This is a genomic window from Winogradskyella haliclonae (assembly GCF_014635865.1).
Lineage (GTDB): Bacteria > Bacteroidota > Bacteroidia > Flavobacteriales > Flavobacteriaceae > Winogradskyella > Winogradskyella haliclonae.
Genome location: NZ_BMDQ01000001.1, coordinates 497,186 through 513,464, shown reverse-complemented (window position 1 = coordinate 513,464; position 16,279 = coordinate 497,186). Strand labels below are relative to the sequence as shown.

The 16,279-nt window shown below is 34.4% G+C and carries 19 protein-coding genes; 4 read left to right on the top strand and 15 right to left on the bottom strand.

Features of this window, described 5'->3' with window-relative positions; genetic code table 11:
• Positions 1 to 69: 69 nt before the first annotated feature.
• Both IEV10_RS02335 and pyk read left to right on the top strand, forming a co-directional pair.
• On the top strand, positions 70 to 543 hold the full coding sequence (locus IEV10_RS02335; RefSeq protein ID WP_229719569.1) for an IPExxxVDY family protein: 474 nt from the start codon (positions 70 to 72) through the stop codon (positions 541 to 543).
• 5 nt (positions 544 to 548) lie between these two features.
• The gene (pyk, locus tag IEV10_RS02330; protein ID WP_188373083.1) at positions 549 to 1,988 is read left to right on the top strand and encodes a pyruvate kinase; all 1,440 of its coding nucleotides are present in this window, start codon (positions 549 to 551) and stop codon (positions 1,986 to 1,988) included.
• A gap of 149 nt (positions 1,989 to 2,137) precedes the next feature.
• Here pyk and IEV10_RS02325 read toward each other — a convergent pair whose 3' ends face one another.
• From IEV10_RS02325 to dinB, 5 genes are all read right to left on the bottom strand, one after another.
• Positions 2,138 to 2,650, bottom strand: a complete 513-nt coding sequence (locus IEV10_RS02325; protein ID WP_188373082.1) for a GNAT family N-acetyltransferase — start codon at positions 2,648 to 2,650, stop codon at positions 2,138 to 2,140.
• Positions 2,647 to 3,087 (bottom strand): GNAT family N-acetyltransferase, encoded by a 441-nt coding sequence (locus tag IEV10_RS02320; RefSeq protein ID WP_188373081.1) that lies wholly within the window; start codon positions 3,085 to 3,087, stop codon positions 2,647 to 2,649. Before IEV10_RS02320 ends, IEV10_RS02325 begins: the two co-directional genes overlap by 4 nt.
• Before the next feature lie 95 nt (positions 3,088 to 3,182).
• Positions 3,183 to 4,172: a TolB family protein gene (locus IEV10_RS02315; RefSeq protein ID WP_188373080.1), complete on the bottom strand. Its 990-nt coding sequence runs from the start codon at positions 4,170 to 4,172 to the stop codon at positions 3,183 to 3,185.
• A 24-nt stretch (positions 4,173 to 4,196) separates the two neighbouring features.
• Positions 4,197 to 4,559, bottom strand: coding sequence for a DUF8817 family protein (locus IEV10_RS02310; protein WP_188373079.1), 363 nt, complete (start codon positions 4,557 to 4,559; stop codon positions 4,197 to 4,199).
• 39 nt (positions 4,560 to 4,598) lie between these two features.
• Positions 4,599 to 5,708 (bottom strand): DNA polymerase IV, encoded by a 1,110-nt coding sequence (gene dinB, locus IEV10_RS02305; RefSeq protein ID WP_188373078.1) that lies wholly within the window; start codon positions 5,706 to 5,708, stop codon positions 4,599 to 4,601.
• A 21-nt stretch (positions 5,709 to 5,729) separates the two neighbouring features.
• On the opposite strand from dinB, the gene IEV10_RS02300 reads away from it, so the two are divergent.
• Positions 5,730 to 6,197 (top strand): CYTH domain-containing protein, encoded by a 468-nt coding sequence (locus IEV10_RS02300; protein WP_188373077.1) that lies wholly within the window; start codon positions 5,730 to 5,732, stop codon positions 6,195 to 6,197.
• On the opposite strand, the gene IEV10_RS02295 is transcribed toward IEV10_RS02300, so the two are convergent.
• Positions 6,198 to 7,103: a PorP/SprF family type IX secretion system membrane protein gene (locus IEV10_RS02295; RefSeq protein ID WP_188373076.1), complete on the bottom strand. Its 906-nt coding sequence runs from the start codon at positions 7,101 to 7,103 to the stop codon at positions 6,198 to 6,200.
• A 2-nt stretch (positions 7,104 to 7,105) separates the two neighbouring features.
• Complete coding sequence (locus tag IEV10_RS02290) at positions 7,106 to 8,050, bottom strand: endonuclease/exonuclease/phosphatase family protein (protein WP_188373075.1); 945 nt, start codon at positions 8,048 to 8,050, stop codon at positions 7,106 to 7,108.
• A 124-nt stretch (positions 8,051 to 8,174) separates the two neighbouring features.
• On the opposite strand from IEV10_RS02290, the gene hflX reads away from it, so the two are divergent.
• A complete protein-coding gene (gene hflX, locus IEV10_RS02285) occupies positions 8,175 to 9,386 on the top strand; it encodes a GTPase HflX (RefSeq protein WP_188373074.1) in 1,212 nt (403 codons plus the stop codon).
• A 44-nt stretch (positions 9,387 to 9,430) separates the two neighbouring features.
• Here the strand turns inward: hflX and IEV10_RS02280 are convergent, their stop codons facing one another.
• The 8 genes from IEV10_RS02280 to sufD all read right to left on the bottom strand — a co-directional run bounded on the left by IEV10_RS02280 (position 9,431) and on the right by sufD (position 16,273).
• The gene (locus IEV10_RS02280) at positions 9,431 to 10,339 is read right to left on the bottom strand and encodes a DUF3078 domain-containing protein (protein WP_188373073.1); all 909 of its coding nucleotides are present in this window, start codon (positions 10,337 to 10,339) and stop codon (positions 9,431 to 9,433) included.
• A 77-nt stretch (positions 10,340 to 10,416) separates the two neighbouring features.
• The gene (locus IEV10_RS02275) at positions 10,417 to 10,926 is read right to left on the bottom strand and encodes a DUF2480 family protein (protein ID WP_188373072.1); all 510 of its coding nucleotides are present in this window, start codon (positions 10,924 to 10,926) and stop codon (positions 10,417 to 10,419) included.
• On the bottom strand, positions 10,926 to 12,368 hold the full coding sequence (locus tag IEV10_RS02270; protein WP_188373071.1) for a hydroxymethylglutaryl-CoA synthase family protein: 1,443 nt from the start codon (positions 12,366 to 12,368) through the stop codon (positions 10,926 to 10,928). The genes IEV10_RS02275 and IEV10_RS02270 overlap by 1 nt, the downstream gene beginning before the upstream one ends.
• A 10-nt stretch (positions 12,369 to 12,378) precedes the next feature.
• Positions 12,379 to 12,705 carry an iron-sulfur cluster assembly protein gene (locus IEV10_RS02265; protein ID WP_188373070.1) on the bottom strand — a complete coding sequence of 109 codons (327 nt, stop codon included), beginning with the start codon at positions 12,703 to 12,705 and terminating at the stop codon, positions 12,379 to 12,381.
• Positions 12,706 to 12,707: 2 nt separating this feature from the next.
• Complete coding sequence (locus IEV10_RS02260) at positions 12,708 to 13,130, bottom strand: SufE family protein (RefSeq protein WP_188373069.1); 423 nt, start codon at positions 13,128 to 13,130, stop codon at positions 12,708 to 12,710.
• A 25-nt stretch (positions 13,131 to 13,155) separates the two neighbouring features.
• Positions 13,156 to 13,674 (bottom strand): hypothetical protein, encoded by a 519-nt coding sequence (locus tag IEV10_RS02255; RefSeq protein WP_188373068.1) that lies wholly within the window; start codon positions 13,672 to 13,674, stop codon positions 13,156 to 13,158.
• A gap of 46 nt (positions 13,675 to 13,720) precedes the next feature.
• Entirely contained in the window at positions 13,721 to 14,959 is a 1,239-nt protein-coding gene (locus IEV10_RS02250) for an aminotransferase class V-fold PLP-dependent enzyme (protein ID WP_188373067.1), read from the bottom strand.
• Positions 14,960 to 16,273, bottom strand: coding sequence for a Fe-S cluster assembly protein SufD (sufD, locus tag IEV10_RS02245; protein WP_188373066.1), 1,314 nt, complete (start codon positions 16,271 to 16,273; stop codon positions 14,960 to 14,962).
• Positions 16,274 to 16,279 lie beyond the last annotated feature (6 nt).

The window sequence follows — 16,279 nt, the reverse complement described above, 5'->3', positions numbered from 1 at the left end:
ATAAACTTAATATTTCCCCTAATTTTATACCTTATATTTACCTAATTATTTGCAAATAGGAATATGGCAATGCATAAGCTTTTAGTTGATGATTTTTATGACGATTCGTACGTGCTTATTGCCATTCATTGCGGGTTAGAAGATTACCGATTGGCGTATATGATTAATAAGTTTTTGGGTATCAATTTAGAACGAAAGGAAAAAGATTTGGACCTAAATTACACTTCGTCATCATATGCTGTATATGAGTATTACAATGTCTCTGGTGATACAACTTGGAATCTTATTGCAAATATTTGTAAAAAGGAAGAAGAGAGCTTATCTAGTAGTGGTGTTTTATTTAGTGAGGACAAAAGGGTAACCAAAACGTATAATTTGCTTCCTGAATTAAAACAAGTAGATTTTTTTATAAAAATATCTAACGAAACGCAACAAATTAACGAAAAACTGATGATTAGTAAGCTACAAAACGTACCTCAAATTATTACGAGTTACGCTGTAGATTTGACTAAAATAAAATCGAAGGAACATTTAATTTTTTAGAATTAATGAAGAATAAGAAAACAAAGATAGTAGCTACGCTTGGTCCAGCTACAAGCAGTAAGAGTGTTTTAAAACAAATGTTAGAAGAAGGCGCAAATGTGTTTAGAATTAACTTTTCTCATGCCGATTATGAAGGTGTAAAAAAGAGAATTAAGATGATACGTGACCTTAATGAAGAATATGGCTATAACGCAGCAATTTTGGCAGATTTACAAGGTCCAAAATTACGTGTTGGTACTATGAAAGAGGAGGTTGTTGTTAACCCTGGAGATGAAATAGTCTTTGCTACAGGAAAACGTTTTGAAGGCACTAAAGAGCGTGTTTACATGACTTATGATAAGTTTCCTCAAGATGCAAAACCAGGCGAACGTATTCTTTTAGATGATGGAAAATTAATTTTCGAAGTTGTTTCTACTAACGGAAAATCTGAAGTAAAAGCCAAAGTTATTCAAGGTGGACCATTAAAATCTAAAAAAGGGGTTAACCTTCCAAATACAAATATTTCTCAGCCCGCATTAACAGAAAAGGATGTTGAAGATGCCGTTTTTGCAATTGGTCAAGATGTAGATTGGATAGCACTATCTTTTGTAAGACATGCCGAGGATTTAATGGAGCTCCAGAAGTTAATTAGTGAGCATAGTAAAGAGAAAATTCCAATTATAGCAAAAATCGAGAAACCAGAAGCAGTAGCTAATATCGATAAGATTGTAGCCTATTGTGATGGCTTAATGGTAGCTCGTGGTGATTTGGGTGTCGAAATCCCAGCGGAAGAAGTCCCATTAGTACAAAAGCAATTGGTACATCGTGCAAAACGTGCACGCATACCTGTAATTATTGCGACACAAATGATGGAAACCATGATTTCTAGTTTAACACCAACACGTGCTGAGGTTAATGATGTGGCTAACTCTGTTATGGATGGTGCAGATGCGGTAATGTTATCCGGTGAAACCTCTGTGGGTAAATACCCAGTAGAAGTGATACGTCAAATGGCCAATATTATCCGTAGTGTTGAGGACTCTTCGTTGATTGAAGTGCCACAATTACCGCCACATATCCGTACCAAAAGATATATTACTAAATCTATTTGTTATCATGCTGCTAAAATGGCAAATGAGATAGATGCTAAAGCGATTTCAACATTAACTAATAGTGGTTATACAGCGTTTCAAATTTCGGCATGGCGACCTTCGGCACATATTTTAGTGTTTACCTCAAATAAACGCATGTTAACACGCTTAAGTTTACTTTGGGGTGTTACAGCATTTCATTACGATAAGTTTGTGAGCACAGATGAAACCATTGAAGACGTTAATGCTATTGCTTGTAAAAAAGGCTACCTGGGCGTTGGTGATATGCTCATTAGTTTAGCGGCGATGCCAATAAAAGATAAGGGTATGGTAAATACTTTGAGAGTTACTGAAATAGAGAGTTGTAATTTTTAGGGAGTTTCGTTATCGGTTTTGTGTATGATTTCGTTGCGTGGTTTAGGTACTAAAGTTAGCAAATAAATCACAGATAGAAAGTCCGCGAGGATTTTAAGAAATAGGTAAGTACTAGCAATGAATTATACAAGTTGTTAGCTACTGGCTTTTTAATTTAGTTTAAGTTTCATCATTATATCTGTTTGTTCATCATCTCCAAGTTTGAAAATATGCTTGTCAAATTCTACAAATCCATTTTTTTTATAAAATCGGATTGCTCTAGGGTTTTTTTCCCAAACACCTAACCAAATATATTCCACCTTTTTTTCATTCGCTAACTCAACAGCTTTTTCATAAAGAATTTGTCCAATTTTTTTTCCGTGAAACTTTTTTAACACATAAATCCGTTCAATTTCAAGTGAGTTTTCATCTTGTATCTCGGTTTGAGATTTTCCGCTATTTACTTTTAAATACCCTATTATCTTACTATCAAGTTCTGCAAAATAAAATTCAGCATTTGGGTCAGCGAGTTCAGTTCTTAGTTTTTTGGAAGAAAATCTGTTTTCTAAATATTCGGTCATATTTTCTTCACTATTTTCAGATGAAAAAGTTTCGAAAAAAGTTCGTTTTCCGATTTCTGCTAATTTATTAATATCTTGAATTTTTACTTTTCTGATTTTCATTTGTTGATTTTTTCCATTTCGTACAAATCAAGCCCTTTTCCCCAATAATTTTTTTCAACTCGAATAATTTCATAACCAAATTTTTCAAAAAACTTATATGCTAACTGGGAAGTGGTTACAATAAATTTTTCTACTCTACTATCTTCGCGTAGCAGTTTTAAACAGTATTCTACAGACTGCTTTCCTAACCCTTGCCCAGAATAATTTGGATCAAAGAAGATCCAAGTAATTCGTCCAGATTTATCATTTCCATTGACATAGTAACCAGTCCCGCCAACAATTTTACTATCCAGTTCTATTGTTAAATAAGTATTAGACTTTTTTTCAAGATACTCTTTGAAATCATTTAGTTCGTTTGTATCAAAATATTTAGGAATGTTAAGCTTAAATATTTTTAGTAAACTCTCTTTATCCTCTGGTATGTATGGTCGAATCATAGTTTTTTGCTTGCAGCTAATGCTTAGATAAATTCAGTTTTAATTGATTTTATCGGTCGATAACGAAGTTCGTGGTAAACTTTTAGAAAGTCAAATCAATCATTTAAAAGGCTGCTAAAATCCACTTTATAAATCCTGCTGGCTCCATTATCGTATCTGTTAATCTCTGAGAGTAATTCTTCAGCATTTGTATAGCCATCTTCTTTTTTTGTAACGTTACTTCTACGACTAGTAAAGTAAAGTGTTTCGTTATTTACAAAAGGGCAAAATTCCATGTCTTTAGAATTAATCTTTTCTCCAAGGTTTTCGGCTTTTGTCCATTCGCCATCTACATTTTTGCATATATACATATCGCCAGAGCCCAATCCATCTGTGCGTCGCCAACCACCAAAAATAATGTAAGACTCATCGGGAGCAATAAAGGCATTATATTCCGCACCTTTTGTGTTAACGCCTTCACCTAAAATTACAGGTTCAGTATATGTGCCGTTTTCCCATTTACTCATAAAAATATCATCTGCAGATTCTAGCTCTTTTTTTATGGTCGTAAAATAAAGATTGCCATTGGTAGCTACAGCAGGGTAAAACTCATCACCATCAGTATTAATAGGCGCACCAATATTTTTAGGGGTAGACCAAGCATCAGTTATTGTTGCGCGCTCCACATACCAAATGTCCATATCCTTAGTATTTGTACTATCTTTTGAAAAGGGTCTGTTAGACACAAAATAAAGTTTGAGGTTATCTGGTGATAAAAAGGGTTCTAAATCGGTAAACCTGCCTGAGAAGTTTGTAATTTCTGGTGCTTGCCAACGATTGTTTACTTTTTCAATTTTCATAATTACTGATAACTCTCGCGCTGGGCTTTGCAACGAAAAATAGGCTTCGGTTTCATCTCTATTTATTGTAAAATCTCTAACATTGGTAAATTTCGAAAAGATGTCTTTAGCAAATGGCTGAACACCTTCTTTTATGGCTTCGGTTTGTGTTGTTTTATTATCAACTTCAGGAGTTTTTACCTTTTCGTCACATGATAAAACAAGCGAAAAAGTAAATATTGAGATAAAAAGCTTTAGTAGTTTCATGATTGACGATGTGTTAAAAAAGGCTTATAAATCTTGAACAAAGAAAATAGCATTAGTATTCAAGTCATAAAAACCAAACTCGCTGGTACCCCAATCGGTTTTTAGTCTCAGTTTTTCAGGTTTTATAGTGCCACGTTCAACAAATTCTTCAAAAATAGGTTGTATATCATCAACAAATATTTTCATCACAGAACCGCCAAGTAAAGGATCGTCTTCAGTGTCGGCATGCCATTGTAAGTGAAAGTAGATATTTTCTCTTCGCATAACGGCATACATTGCGTCTTTGTATAAGAGTGAAAATCCAAGGTATTTTTCATACCAAGCCACATCTCTATCAATATCTTGACTAGGCAGTACAGGAGATGCATGTAATAGTTTTGTCTTCATAGTGGTTACAATTTACATGAATTAATACAAGGGCTTTTTTTAAAACTCAAATTTTAACTGTACGCTAACAGATTTCTTTTGCTTTTCCGTGGATTTCTTTTTTGTAACTTCAGTATTTAAATTAGATAGAGAGATGCCTAAAAGGCGAACAGAATTATTTAACTTTTCTTGATACAATAAATCTTTAGCAGTTTCTAAAATAATGGCTTTATCACTAATAAAATAAGGCAATGTCTTGCTGCGAGTCTGTAGTGTAAAGTCGCTGTACTTTATTTTTAGTGTTACTGTTTTCCCTGCTACTTTGCTTTTGTCTAATCGTCTAGAAACCTCTTCAGCAATGTGATTCAGCTTTTCGAGCATAAAAACCTCTGAAGACAGATTTTCGCTAAATGTGCGCTCAGCGGCTAGAGATTTTCGGATACGGTTTGGCTTTACTGGACTGTTATGGATGCCGCGAACAATATAGTAGTAATAGCTGCCAGATTTTCCGAAGTTTTCAGTGAGGTATTCCAATGATTTAGACTTTAAATTTTTACCTGTAAAAATGCCTTTTTGGTACATTTTTTCGGCTGTGACTTTACCGACACCATAGAATTTTCGGATATCCAAATCCTCTAAAAATTGTAAAACATCTTCAGGGTTTACCGTTTTTTGACCGTTAGGCTTGTTATAATCGCTAGCCACTTTAGCTACAAATTTGTTAATAGAAATACCAGCAGAAGCTGTTAAGCCAGTATCTTCAAAAATACGTTGCCTTATCTCTTGAGCAATAATTGATGCACTAGGCATTCCTATTTTATTTTCGGTCACATCGAGATAGGCTTCATCTAAGGAAAGTGGCTCGACTAAATCGGTATACTCATGAAATATTTTTCTAATGTTTTGAGACACTTCATTATAGCGTGCAAAGTTGGTTCTCACAAAAATAAGATCTGGGCACAATTTTTCTGCCAGACGACCAGACATGGCACTTCTCACACCAAATTTACGAGCTTCGTAGCTAGCAGCACTGATGACACCACGTTTGCCACCGCCACCAACAGCAATAGGTTTTCCTCGCAACTCAGGATTGTCTAACTGTTCTACAGATGCATAAAAGGCATCCATATCTACATGAATTATTTTTCGGATTGGTAAATCGTTAGACATACTGTAAATTTAGGCAATATTATGACTGAAATAGAACGAAAATTTTTAGTAAAATCTGAAGCTTTTAAAGACGCATCTTCTAATTCTTACCAGATAAAACAGGGATTTTTAAATAGCCACCCAGAACGAACCGTTAGGATTCGGTTAAAAAAAGATAAAGGTATTTTAACTGTAAAAGGAAAATCTTCATCGGATGGTTTAAGCCGTTTTGAATGGGAAAAAGACATCTCTAAAGAAGACGCCGAAGCTTTATTAGTACTCTGCGAAAAAGGGATTATTGATAAAACTAGATATGAGATTAAAGTTGGAAATCATATGTTTGAAGTTGATGAATTTTATGGAGATAACGAAGGATTAATTATAGCCGAAATAGAGCTTAATTCTGAAACAGAACCCTTTGAAAAACCTGAATGGCTAGGAGAAGAAGTGACGGGAGATGTTAAATATTACAACTCTAATTTAAGCCAATATCCATTCAAAAATTGGTAACTAAAAAAAGCGAGGAGATTTAATTCGGGTTTCTTTTTTAGTAAAACTGTAGCGTATCAATACTTCATGAGAAGACAGTGCAAATTCTCTGATGTCTGACGTAATTGCATCGTAAGCATATCCTATGTTGAGTTTTGGTGTTATGGCAAAGTTTACTAAGCCAGAAAACGAATCGTCATTACGATAAGAAATGCCAAGTTCAAGTTTGTTGTATAGAAGCACATTGGTATTTAAGTCAAAAGACAAAGGGGCATCAAAGGCAGACTTAACTAAAAATGAAGGCTTTAGTTTGGCCTTTTCAGAGCATACAAACACGTAACCTCCAGTAACAAAAAAGTGTTGAATCTCCGATCCTAAACGATTACCATTAGCGTTGAGATGCACTGAGCTTAAAAGATTAGGTACAGAAATACCTGCATAATAGTTTTCAGTAAAGTAGAATATTCCAGCGCCAATATTTGGGGTTGTACTGTTTATGTTTTCACTAAAAAAAGGGTCGTTTGGGTCAAAAACAATTAAATTATTTAGCCCAATATCATGGAATGTAGCTCCTATTTTTAATCCAAATGCAAGTTTATGATTTTCTTTAAGGCTTATGGTATAACCTATATCTGCATAAACATTAGTTTCTTTTACGGGGCCTAATTGATCTGCAATAATAGAAAGTCCAGCACCTATATTTTCAGAGAGTTTAAAGTTACCAAAAAAAGTGCTTGTTTGTGGCGCACCATCAATTTCTGTCCATTGATTGCGATATAATAGACCAAGATTTAGATTTTCTGTAGCACCAACATAAGCTGGATTTATCACAGGCATATTGTACATGTATTGGGTGTATTGTGGGTCTTGTTGTGAGAAGCCAATAAGACAATACAGATACAAAATTGTACAATAGAAATGTTTCATTTTTAGCCGTCTTCTTTCAATTCAATATAAACAGGGAAGTGGTCGCTATAACCGCCTTTGTAACGTTTACCTACATATGTCCTAAAAGGTTGCCCTTTGTATTTACCATGGTATTGCGTTAAGAATTTTGAGTTAAACACATCTGCTTCAGATAAATTGAATTGGGTAGAAGTAGCATTAAAAAAGTTGGTAGATATTAAAATTTGATCAAACAAATGCCATTCAAAATTATGGTTTAAGCTCCCTTTTTCTTGAGTAGAAACTTTTTTAAATGGGTTATAGAGATTTGATTTCTCTTCTATAGATAGCAAACTATTATTCTGAGGTGTATCGTTAAAATCACCCATGACAATGATTTTTGGATCATCATAGTTTTTTTGTAAGACTTCAATAATACGATTAACAGTATCCGCCGCAGTCAGTCGTTTGTGTTCAGTTTCTTGCTGTCCTTGACGTCTTGACGACCAATGATTAACTATAATATGTACTTGTTCATTATTCAAACGACCGGTAACTAATAGAACATCTCTTGTATAATCACGACTTCCATCTTCTTTTGTAAGGTAAACTGCAAAAGGTTCGGAATGTGAAACTTTAAACACATCAGCATTATAAATCAAGGCCACATCAATACCGCGTTCATCAGAGGAGTCGTAATGCACAATATCGTAATTGTAATGTTTTAGATATTTGCTTTTAATCAAATCCTTCACCACGTATTTATTTTCAACTTCAGCTAGGCCTACAATTGCGGGCGGAAAATCAACATCTTCTTCGCCAATTTGTGAAATAACCCGACCTAATTTCTTTAGTTTTTTCTCATAGCGTTTGGTGGTCCAACGTTTGGCAGAAGTTGGTAAAAAATCATCATCATTAGTATGTTCGTCATCTTTTGTGTCGAACAAGTTTTCTATATTATAAAATGCAATCGTGTATTTGTTACTCATAAGGCTAAAGATATGACTAAAATTGATAAATTGATATGAGGCAATTGCCTAAATTTGCACTTTAAATATTCCAAAACAAAACGGATTTAAAGCCTTATTTAATTTTAAGGCACTACACTAATCTATGCTAGAAAAAAAAGACACCAATCTGGAGAAGGTTGTGCTTATAGGAATTGTGACCAAAGACCAAGATGAAATTACATCTAAGGAATACTTGGACGAACTTGAGTTTTTGACCTATACTGCAGGAGGAGAAGTCGTAAAGCGTTACACTCAGAAACTGGATATGCCTAATCCAAAAACTTTTATTGGTAGCGGTAAGATGAATGATGTGCAGGAGTTTGTAAAAGCTCACGAAATAGGCACTGTTATTTTTGATGACGAATTATCTCCGGCTCAAGAACGTAATATTAGTAAAATCCTAAATTGTAAAATTCTTGATCGGACAAATCTTATCCTTGATATTTTTGCTCAGCGCGCGCAAACGAGTTATGCGCGTACTCAAGTAGAATTGGCGCAATGCCAGTATTTATTACCGCGATTAAAAGGCATGTGGACTCACCTTGAACGTCAAAAAGGAGGTATTGGTATGCGTGGTCCTGGTGAGACAGAAATAGAAACAGATAGGCGTATTGTACGCGATAAAATATCGCTTTTAAAAGCTAAGATTAAAACCATTGATAAGCAAATGGCTGTGCAACGTGGCAACCGAGGCAAAATGGTACGTGTGGCTTTAGTAGGTTATACCAATGTTGGTAAATCTACATTGATGAATGTCATTAGTAAGTCTGAGGTTTTTGCCGAAAATAAACTTTTTGCAACCTTAGACACAACAGTTCGTAAAGTAGTGATTGGCAATTTGCCTTTCTTAGTTAGTGACACGGTTGGTTTTATTAGAAAACTACCTACACAGCTTGTAGAGTCTTTTAAAAGTACTTTAGATGAGGTTAGAGAAGCGGATTTATTATTGCATGTGGTAGATATTTCGCATTCTAATTTTGAAGAACACATTGAATCTGTGAATCAGATTTTGGACGAGATACAAAGTAAAGACAAACCAACCATTATGGTGTTTAATAAGATTGATGCTTATGAAGCGCAACCCTATGATGAAGAAGATTTAATCATAGAGAGAACAAAAGCCAATTACTCTATTGATGAATGGCGACAAACATGGATGTCTAAAATTGGCGATAATGCGTTGTTTATTTCTGCATTAAATAAAGAAAACTTAGACGAGTTTAGAAAGCGTGTGTACAAAGAAGTCCGAGAAATACATGTGACACGTTTTCCGTACAATCATTTTTTATATCCTGACGTTGAAGATATTCAATAAAAAGAGGTCTCAATTGAGATCTCTTTTTATTTGACGGTTATTTTTTAAAAATTATAACTCATACCAATGGTGTAATACGATTGTAAATCGTTATCGGCTGCTTCTAAAGTAGTGCCTTGGAAGTTAGCAGCTTCTTGTCTATTACTACGTAGCCCAAAATCAAAACCGACACCAATACCTTTCCATAAAGTATAACTAAAAGAGTTAATCCATGTCCAGTTAGACAAGTCACTATCTTTATAGCTTTGAAAAGCTGATAGGTTAGTTTTAAATTTTACTTTACCTAATTGCTTCGTATAATCTGCTACGATTTTAGCACCAAAAGAAGAATCGAAAACAGTGTCACCGCTAGAGAATACAAAGTTGTAGTTAGCAGGATGGATTACAACAACTAAATCTGTAATTGGTGTCCAAGTAAAGCCAACACCAAGATCAAGGTAACCAGGGTCGTTAAAGTTATTTAATAATGTTGTTCTGTATTCCATTAATCCAGAAACAGCCCATTTATCATTTAACCTCTGTCCATAAAGTGATGTCAGGTTAAAAACATCAGTTGTTGGCTCAAAATCATCACTATCTAAAGGATTGTCTTCGTCATCTAGTTTTGTCCAGTTAAGATTTAAGTTTAAGCTATTTCTCCAGAAATAGGTGTCTTCTATTTTATTAGCAAATGCATTTACTGTAAAACCAATACTACCAGAAGAGTTATTTGGAGCACCTTGTGCATACCAATTGTTAAAGTTGCTTAAACTTCCTCCAATAGTTCCAAAAGCACCAACGCGCCAACCTGGTAAGGCATCTATTTGAGCTTGCAATGCATTTGCTTCACCTTGATATTTGTCAGCCTCAGCTTGCTTTTCGTCTTTTTGCTTTTGTAATTCTTCTTTAGTTTGAGAAAACCCAAAACTAAAGGTTATTACGAGTATTAATGATAAAATAAATTTGATCTTCATAAGTTAAAAGTTTTATGGATTGTTATACAAATATAGTAATTGTAAGAAATGAAGTACTTAGTTATATAAAACTCAGACTATTTTTTTCTCTTGTATAATGGCACAGAAGAACAAGCTTCACCAAACATAATAGATTTGGCAACAGGTTTTAATTTTTGTGATAATAAAACAAGAGCATTTGCTGGCACTGGTTTATTGGAACAGCCTTTGATAATAACAGGCATATCTTTATAAGCTGAAGTATCTAATTCTGAAATTATATGTGCGTAAATAATGGATTCTAAATGGTCTAAATTGCCTATTACACTCAATTTTGCAATATCTTGAAGCTGAAGAGAAATTAGCATGTATGCCCAATCAGGTACAATGGCATCTGTTGAGCAATACAATGCGACATAAGCATTTTGATATTGAGACCAATTGTGCTCAGCAACATGTTTTCTAAAGTCTTTTTCACGAAGCACTAAGCCTTCAAATAACCAATCCTTAATATCAAAGGCAATGCGTTTTCCTTCAGGATAAAAGTCTTCTAAATCAACAACTTGTAGCTTACTATTAGCTACCCTATTTATAATTTCATCTGGCATTATTCATTGACTTTATAGCGCCTTAAGCCATAATTAGTATCTTCTTTCTCAACGTAGTTTAAGGCAATTTTACTGCCGTTAAAGACTGGTTTTTCTAGTTTAGAACAATGAATTTTTTCATAGGTTTCTACATCAATTGAGGTTCTATGTTCTAAATATTCGAACAATTTTATGGTCTTAATTTTTGAAGCCCAATCTGATTGAACAGTGCCTTCAAAAACTTTAGATTTTGAACCACTACCATAACCAATAAACCCAATAGTATCACCTAAGATTTCTTTGGAAGTATTTAAACTATGAGATAAATAACTCAATAGCGACATAAATATTGATGCGGTATACATGTTACCAATCTCGGATGATGCTATTTCGCCAGCAGAAATATTTTCTGAAATAAAGTCACTATAAAGTTTAGATTTATAAGCGCTCTTTTGCCAAGTTTTTGCATCAGTATCTTCAGGCTTGCCCACTTCTTCGATTAAAGCTTTGTAAATAGGAGTTTCTTTTATCCAGTTCAACCAATTATCAAAAATAATACGGCGACCGTGATAAGCATAAGGCAAATGAAATACCATCTGGTTCCAGCTATTTGCAAAATCTGTTTTTTTCTGGGTATTAAAATGTTCTAAAGCTTCGGTTATTCTATCGGCATAACACGTATTAGAAAATTGACCATCAAAAACAGGTTCTTCTTTAAAGACTTCTACAACCTCATTAGTATCTGACCAAAACTGTGAGGATGTAGACTTTATGAACGTATCAATTGTTTCTGCAGAAGCATCAATGTTAAGTTCTGTAAGTACAGATTTTAATAATTCAGCCTTTTTATACGTGCGTCGAGGTTTAAAGAAATCACCTTCACTTTTAGACGCTACACCCCAAGTATTGTTTATAGATAAAATAGAAGGATTATGACTTACTAAAACAGCAACTGCTCCTGCGCCTTGAGTATACTCACCGGTAGAATTTATATCGTATTTAGATAAGTCTGAAGCAATAACCACAGCCTTTCTACTTTTATCTTGTTTTACCCAATCAAGACTATTGTGTAATGCATCAACAGCTCCAACACATGCAAAGGTCATATCTAGAATATCACAATTTTTAAAACTGCGTTCTCCATAAGTTTTTGCTAATTCTCTTTCTACAATTTCAACGGCATAAGTTGCTGTTGGTTTAGAACCATCGACAGCACTTTCGGTACCTAAATAAACACGACCAATGTCATTAGGTCTTATATTATTTTGAGAAATTAAATTTAAAAGTGCATTTGCCGCAAATGTTGCTGCATCCTCATCAATATTAGGCACAGCCATTTTCTGTAAGCCCAGACCACGTTTTAGTTTTTCTGCAGGAATACCTCTGGCTTCTGCCAAATTACCCATTGACACATAAAGTTGTGGAACGTAAAAAGCGATAGCATCAATTCCTGTGACATTCATAATTGTGGGGTTATAACATTCCTAATTCTAGTTTGGCTTCTTCACTCATTAAGTCATTTGACCAAGGCGGATCGAATGTAATTTCTACTTCAGCGCCTTTAACCTCGTTTATAGACTTTATTTTTTCTTCAACTTCTAGTGGCAAAGTTTCTGCTACAGGACAATTTGGAGATGTCAAGGTCATTAAGATTTTTACATCAAAATCTTCGTTTACAAAAACATCATATATTAATCCAAGTTCGTAGATATCTACAGGAATTTCAGGGTCGTAAATGGTTTTTATGACCTTCACGATTTTTTCGCCAAGTGCATTTGTATCTATTGTTGTTTCACTCATTTTTAATTCAATTGTGTTTGGTATGCTATGGCATACATTTTTAACTGCTTTATCATACTGACCAAGCCATTAGCTCTAGTTGGTGATAAATGCTCTTTGAGCCCAATTTTATCTATAAAATCGGTATTTGCCTCAATAATAGCTGTGGGATGCTGATTAGAAAATGCACGAATTAAAATGGCAATAATACCTTTAGTAATAATAGCATCGCTATCTGCTGTAAAAGCCACTTTGTCATCATTCATATTAGCATGGACCCAAACTTTACTCTGGCAACCTTTAATAATATTGTCATCCGTTTTATGGATGTCATCTATAAGAGGAAGTGTTTTCCCCAAATCAATCATGTATTGGTAACGTTCTTCCCAATTGTCAAACATTGAAAATTCGTCAATAATTTCGTTTTGAATCTCTTCAATTGTCATTGCTAATTCTTTGGAAACAAAATTACTACTGTTTTTTTACTTTCTCAGCTATTGCTAACACTTTATTAACGAGTTTTTCAATCTCTTTTGGTGGGAAACCCTCGTCAAAAGTAGGTGTCATATATACGACGTCACCTTGTTTGATAGATAAGGTCGTATGAGCTGCGCCATCGTAGAGTCGTTTATCTGTTGGAGCTTTAAGATTTTGAAATGTTTTTCTTTCAATAGCATCTAGTAGTTGCTCTATATCTTCCCAGTCTTTAGTATCGCATACATAATTGTCCATTTTTTGAAGACTTCTGTCTTCTGATAGCATTACTTTAGCTTTAGAGATATAGGCATACTTTGCAAAACCTCTTGAACGCGCTTCATATATAACTGCAACATCATAATTTTGACCAATAGTTTTTTGTTTATCTGATATCATTTGTTTTTCTGCTACTGAAGCTGCACTAGACGCTTTAGAATTTGTTGTTGCTTCCTTTTGCGAATTACATGACCCTGTTAAAAAGACTAAGGTCACTAAACTGAATAAAAATTTCATAATAAAGGTATTTTAAAAGTGTAAGTTACACTTTTGATGCCAAAGTTTAAGATAACATCATGACTGCCTTTTTAAGTGCAGCAATAAAAGTGTCTATTTCTTCTTTAGTGTTGTAAAACATAAAAGACGCACGAATAGTACCAGGAATTTGATAAAAGTCCATTATAGGTTGTGCACAATGATGACCCGTACGTAAAGCAATTCCCATTTTATCAAGTATAGTACCAATATCGTAAGGGTGAATATTGCCGACATTAAAAGAGATTACAGATGTTTTTTCTTTGGCTGTGCCGTAAATTTTTAAGCCGTCTATCTGAAGCATTTGATTAGTAGCATACTCTAACAGCTCGTTTTCGTAACTGGCGATAGCATCAAAACCAATGGCGTTCATATAATCTAAAGCAGCACCAAAAGCAATACCTCCGCAGACGTTTGGTGTCCCAGCTTCAAATTTATGAGGTAAATCTGCATAAGTGGTTTTCTCAAAAGAGACTTCAGCAATCATTTCACCACCACCTTGATAAGGTGGTAATTTTTTCAGCCATTCTTCTTTTCCGTACAACATACCAACACCTGTTGGACCACATATTTTGTGAGCAGAACACACATAGAAATCTACATCCAAAGCTTGTACATCTGGTCGTATATGCGGGCAAGATTGTGCGCCATCAACTAAAACGGCAGCATTAACAGCATGTGCTTTTTCTATGATGGCTTCGATAGGGTTAATTGTACCTAATGCATTAGATATGTGGTTCACAAAAACCAGTTTGGTGTTTGCATTTAAAAGCCTTTCGAATTCACTTAAAATTAATTCTCCATCCGTATTCATAGGAATAACTTTAAGCGTTGCGCCTGTACGCTCACATAACATTTGCCAAGGCACAATATTACTGTGATGTTCTAAAGCAGAAACGATGACTTCATCTCCCTTTTTTAATAAAGAAGAAAAGCTATTTGCCACTAAATTAATACCATGCGTAGTGCCTGAAGTGTATATAATTTCATGTGCATGTTTGGCATTAAAATGCTTCTGGATTTTTATACGAGCTTGCTCATAAGCGTCAGTGGCTTCTTGGCTTAAAGCATGTACACCACGATGAATATTAGCATTATAATTACTGTAATAATCGACAATGACATCAATCACCTGTTGTGGTGTTTGCGATGTGGCGGCGTTATCGAAATATATTAGAGGCTTACCATTGACTTCTCTATTGAGAATTGGGAAGTCTTTTCTTATAGCTTCGACATGAAAGTCAATATGTTTTTGAGTTGTACTCATCTACAAATCAAACCCGATATTTACGCCTAATTTTTGAGCGATTAGTTTTGTGATTCTACTTTTAATTTCAGGAATTTTCACAGAATCTAATACGTTGTTACTAAATGCAAACATTAACAACCCTCTTGCCTCTTTTTCAGGAATGCCTCGAGAACGTAAATAGAACATGGCACTTTCGTCTAATTGTCCAATAGTACAGCCATGCGTACATCTTACATCATCCGCAAAAATTTCTAATTGAGGTTTTGTGTTTATTGTTGCTTTATCACTTACTAAAATATTATTGTTAGCCTGAAAAGCATTTGTTTTTTGCGCTTCCTTTTCAACCACAACTTTACCATTAAATACGCCAGTAGAATTAGCATCAAAAATACCTTTGTAATCTTGATGAGATTCGCAATTAGGCTCTATATGATGCACTAAAGTATTGTGGTCAACATGCTGTTTATCGCCAATGATAGTAATACCTTTCATTGTAGAATCTATACGTTCACCGTTTTGATAAAAATTAAGGTTATTACGTGTTAATTTTCCACCAAAAGAAAAGGTATGAACTTTAGCGATACTTTCTTGTTTTTGATTGACAAATGTATTGTCTATAAGAGATGCGGATTGCTTGTCATTCTGAATTTTGTAATAATCTACAATGGCGCGCTTATTTGCAAAAATTTCAGTAACACTATTAGTAAGTACAGGGTTTTCCGTTAAGCTCTGATGTCTTTCAATAATCTGAACATGAGAATTCTCATCAACGACAATCAAATTTCTTGGCTGAAGCATTAAAGCGGCTTCATTCCCGGTGGAAAAATGAATAATTTGTATAGGTTTTTCAACCACTTTATTCTTAGGAATATGGATGTAAGCACCTTCCGCAGAAAACGCTGTATTTAAAGAAGACAGTCCATCTTTTGTGGCTATTTTATTGAAATAGTTGTCAATAATCACTTTATACTTTGGCTTAGCTAATGCAGAAGACATTAAGCAAACATCAATACCATCATGTGTGGTTGCAGACAAATGAGAAGAGTACTTTCCATCTACAAATATGATTTTGTAAGCATCTATATCATGAATAAAATACTTCTTGATGTCTTTATAATCTAAAGCTTCATTTTCCTTTGGGAATACACTAAAATCATGTTTTAAAATAGATTTTAAAGAGGTGTATTTCCACGCTTCAAGCTTTTTATGAGGAAACCCTTGAGCTTCAAATGCTTTCATAGCATCTATTCTTATATCATGCACCGAAGAATCTACATCTACAGTATTTTCAAAAGCCATGAAAGACGATACTAGTTTTTCTTTTAATTCCATGTGCTT

What these genes read in the sequence shown, in the direction of transcription:
- IEV10_RS02335 (WP_229719569.1), top strand. Translation starts at nt 70, where the DNA reads ATGCATAAGCTTTTAGTTGATGATTTTTATGACGATTCGTACGTGCTT.
- pyk (WP_188373083.1), top strand. Translation starts at nt 549, where the DNA reads ATGAAGAATAAGAAAACAAAGATAGTAGCTACGCTTGGTCCAGCTACA.
- IEV10_RS02325 (WP_188373082.1), bottom strand. Translation starts at nt 2,650, where the DNA reads ATGAAAATCAGAAAAGTAAAAATTCAAGATATTAATAAATTAGCAGAA.
- IEV10_RS02320 (WP_188373081.1), bottom strand. Translation starts at nt 3,087, where the DNA reads ATGATTCGACCATACATACCAGAGGATAAAGAGAGTTTACTAAAAATA.
- IEV10_RS02315 (WP_188373080.1), bottom strand. Translation starts at nt 4,172, where the DNA reads ATGAAACTACTAAAGCTTTTTATCTCAATATTTACTTTTTCGCTTGTT.
- IEV10_RS02310 (WP_188373079.1), bottom strand. Translation starts at nt 4,559, where the DNA reads ATGAAGACAAAACTATTACATGCATCTCCTGTACTGCCTAGTCAAGAT.
- dinB (WP_188373078.1), bottom strand. Translation starts at nt 5,708, where the DNA reads ATGTCTAACGATTTACCAATCCGAAAAATAATTCATGTAGATATGGAT.
- IEV10_RS02300 (WP_188373077.1), top strand. Translation starts at nt 5,730, where the DNA reads ATGACTGAAATAGAACGAAAATTTTTAGTAAAATCTGAAGCTTTTAAA.
- IEV10_RS02295 (WP_188373076.1), bottom strand. Translation starts at nt 7,103, where the DNA reads ATGAAACATTTCTATTGTACAATTTTGTATCTGTATTGTCTTATTGGC.
- IEV10_RS02290 (WP_188373075.1), bottom strand. Translation starts at nt 8,050, where the DNA reads ATGAGTAACAAATACACGATTGCATTTTATAATATAGAAAACTTGTTC.
- hflX (WP_188373074.1), top strand. Translation starts at nt 8,175, where the DNA reads ATGCTAGAAAAAAAAGACACCAATCTGGAGAAGGTTGTGCTTATAGGA.
- IEV10_RS02280 (WP_188373073.1), bottom strand. Translation starts at nt 10,339, where the DNA reads ATGAAGATCAAATTTATTTTATCATTAATACTCGTAATAACCTTTAGT.
- IEV10_RS02275 (WP_188373072.1), bottom strand. Translation starts at nt 10,926, where the DNA reads ATGCCAGATGAAATTATAAATAGGGTAGCTAATAGTAAGCTACAAGTT.
- IEV10_RS02270 (WP_188373071.1), bottom strand. Translation starts at nt 12,368, where the DNA reads ATGAATGTCACAGGAATTGATGCTATCGCTTTTTACGTTCCACAACTT.
- IEV10_RS02265 (WP_188373070.1), bottom strand. Translation starts at nt 12,705, where the DNA reads ATGAGTGAAACAACAATAGATACAAATGCACTTGGCGAAAAAATCGTG.
- IEV10_RS02260 (WP_188373069.1), bottom strand. Translation starts at nt 13,130, where the DNA reads ATGACAATTGAAGAGATTCAAAACGAAATTATTGACGAATTTTCAATG.
- IEV10_RS02255 (WP_188373068.1), bottom strand. Translation starts at nt 13,674, where the DNA reads ATGAAATTTTTATTCAGTTTAGTGACCTTAGTCTTTTTAACAGGGTCA.
- IEV10_RS02250 (WP_188373067.1), bottom strand. Translation starts at nt 14,959, where the DNA reads ATGAGTACAACTCAAAAACATATTGACTTTCATGTCGAAGCTATAAGA.
- sufD (WP_188373066.1), bottom strand. Translation starts at nt 16,273, where the DNA reads ATGGAATTAAAAGAAAAACTAGTATCGTCTTTCATGGCTTTTGAAAAT.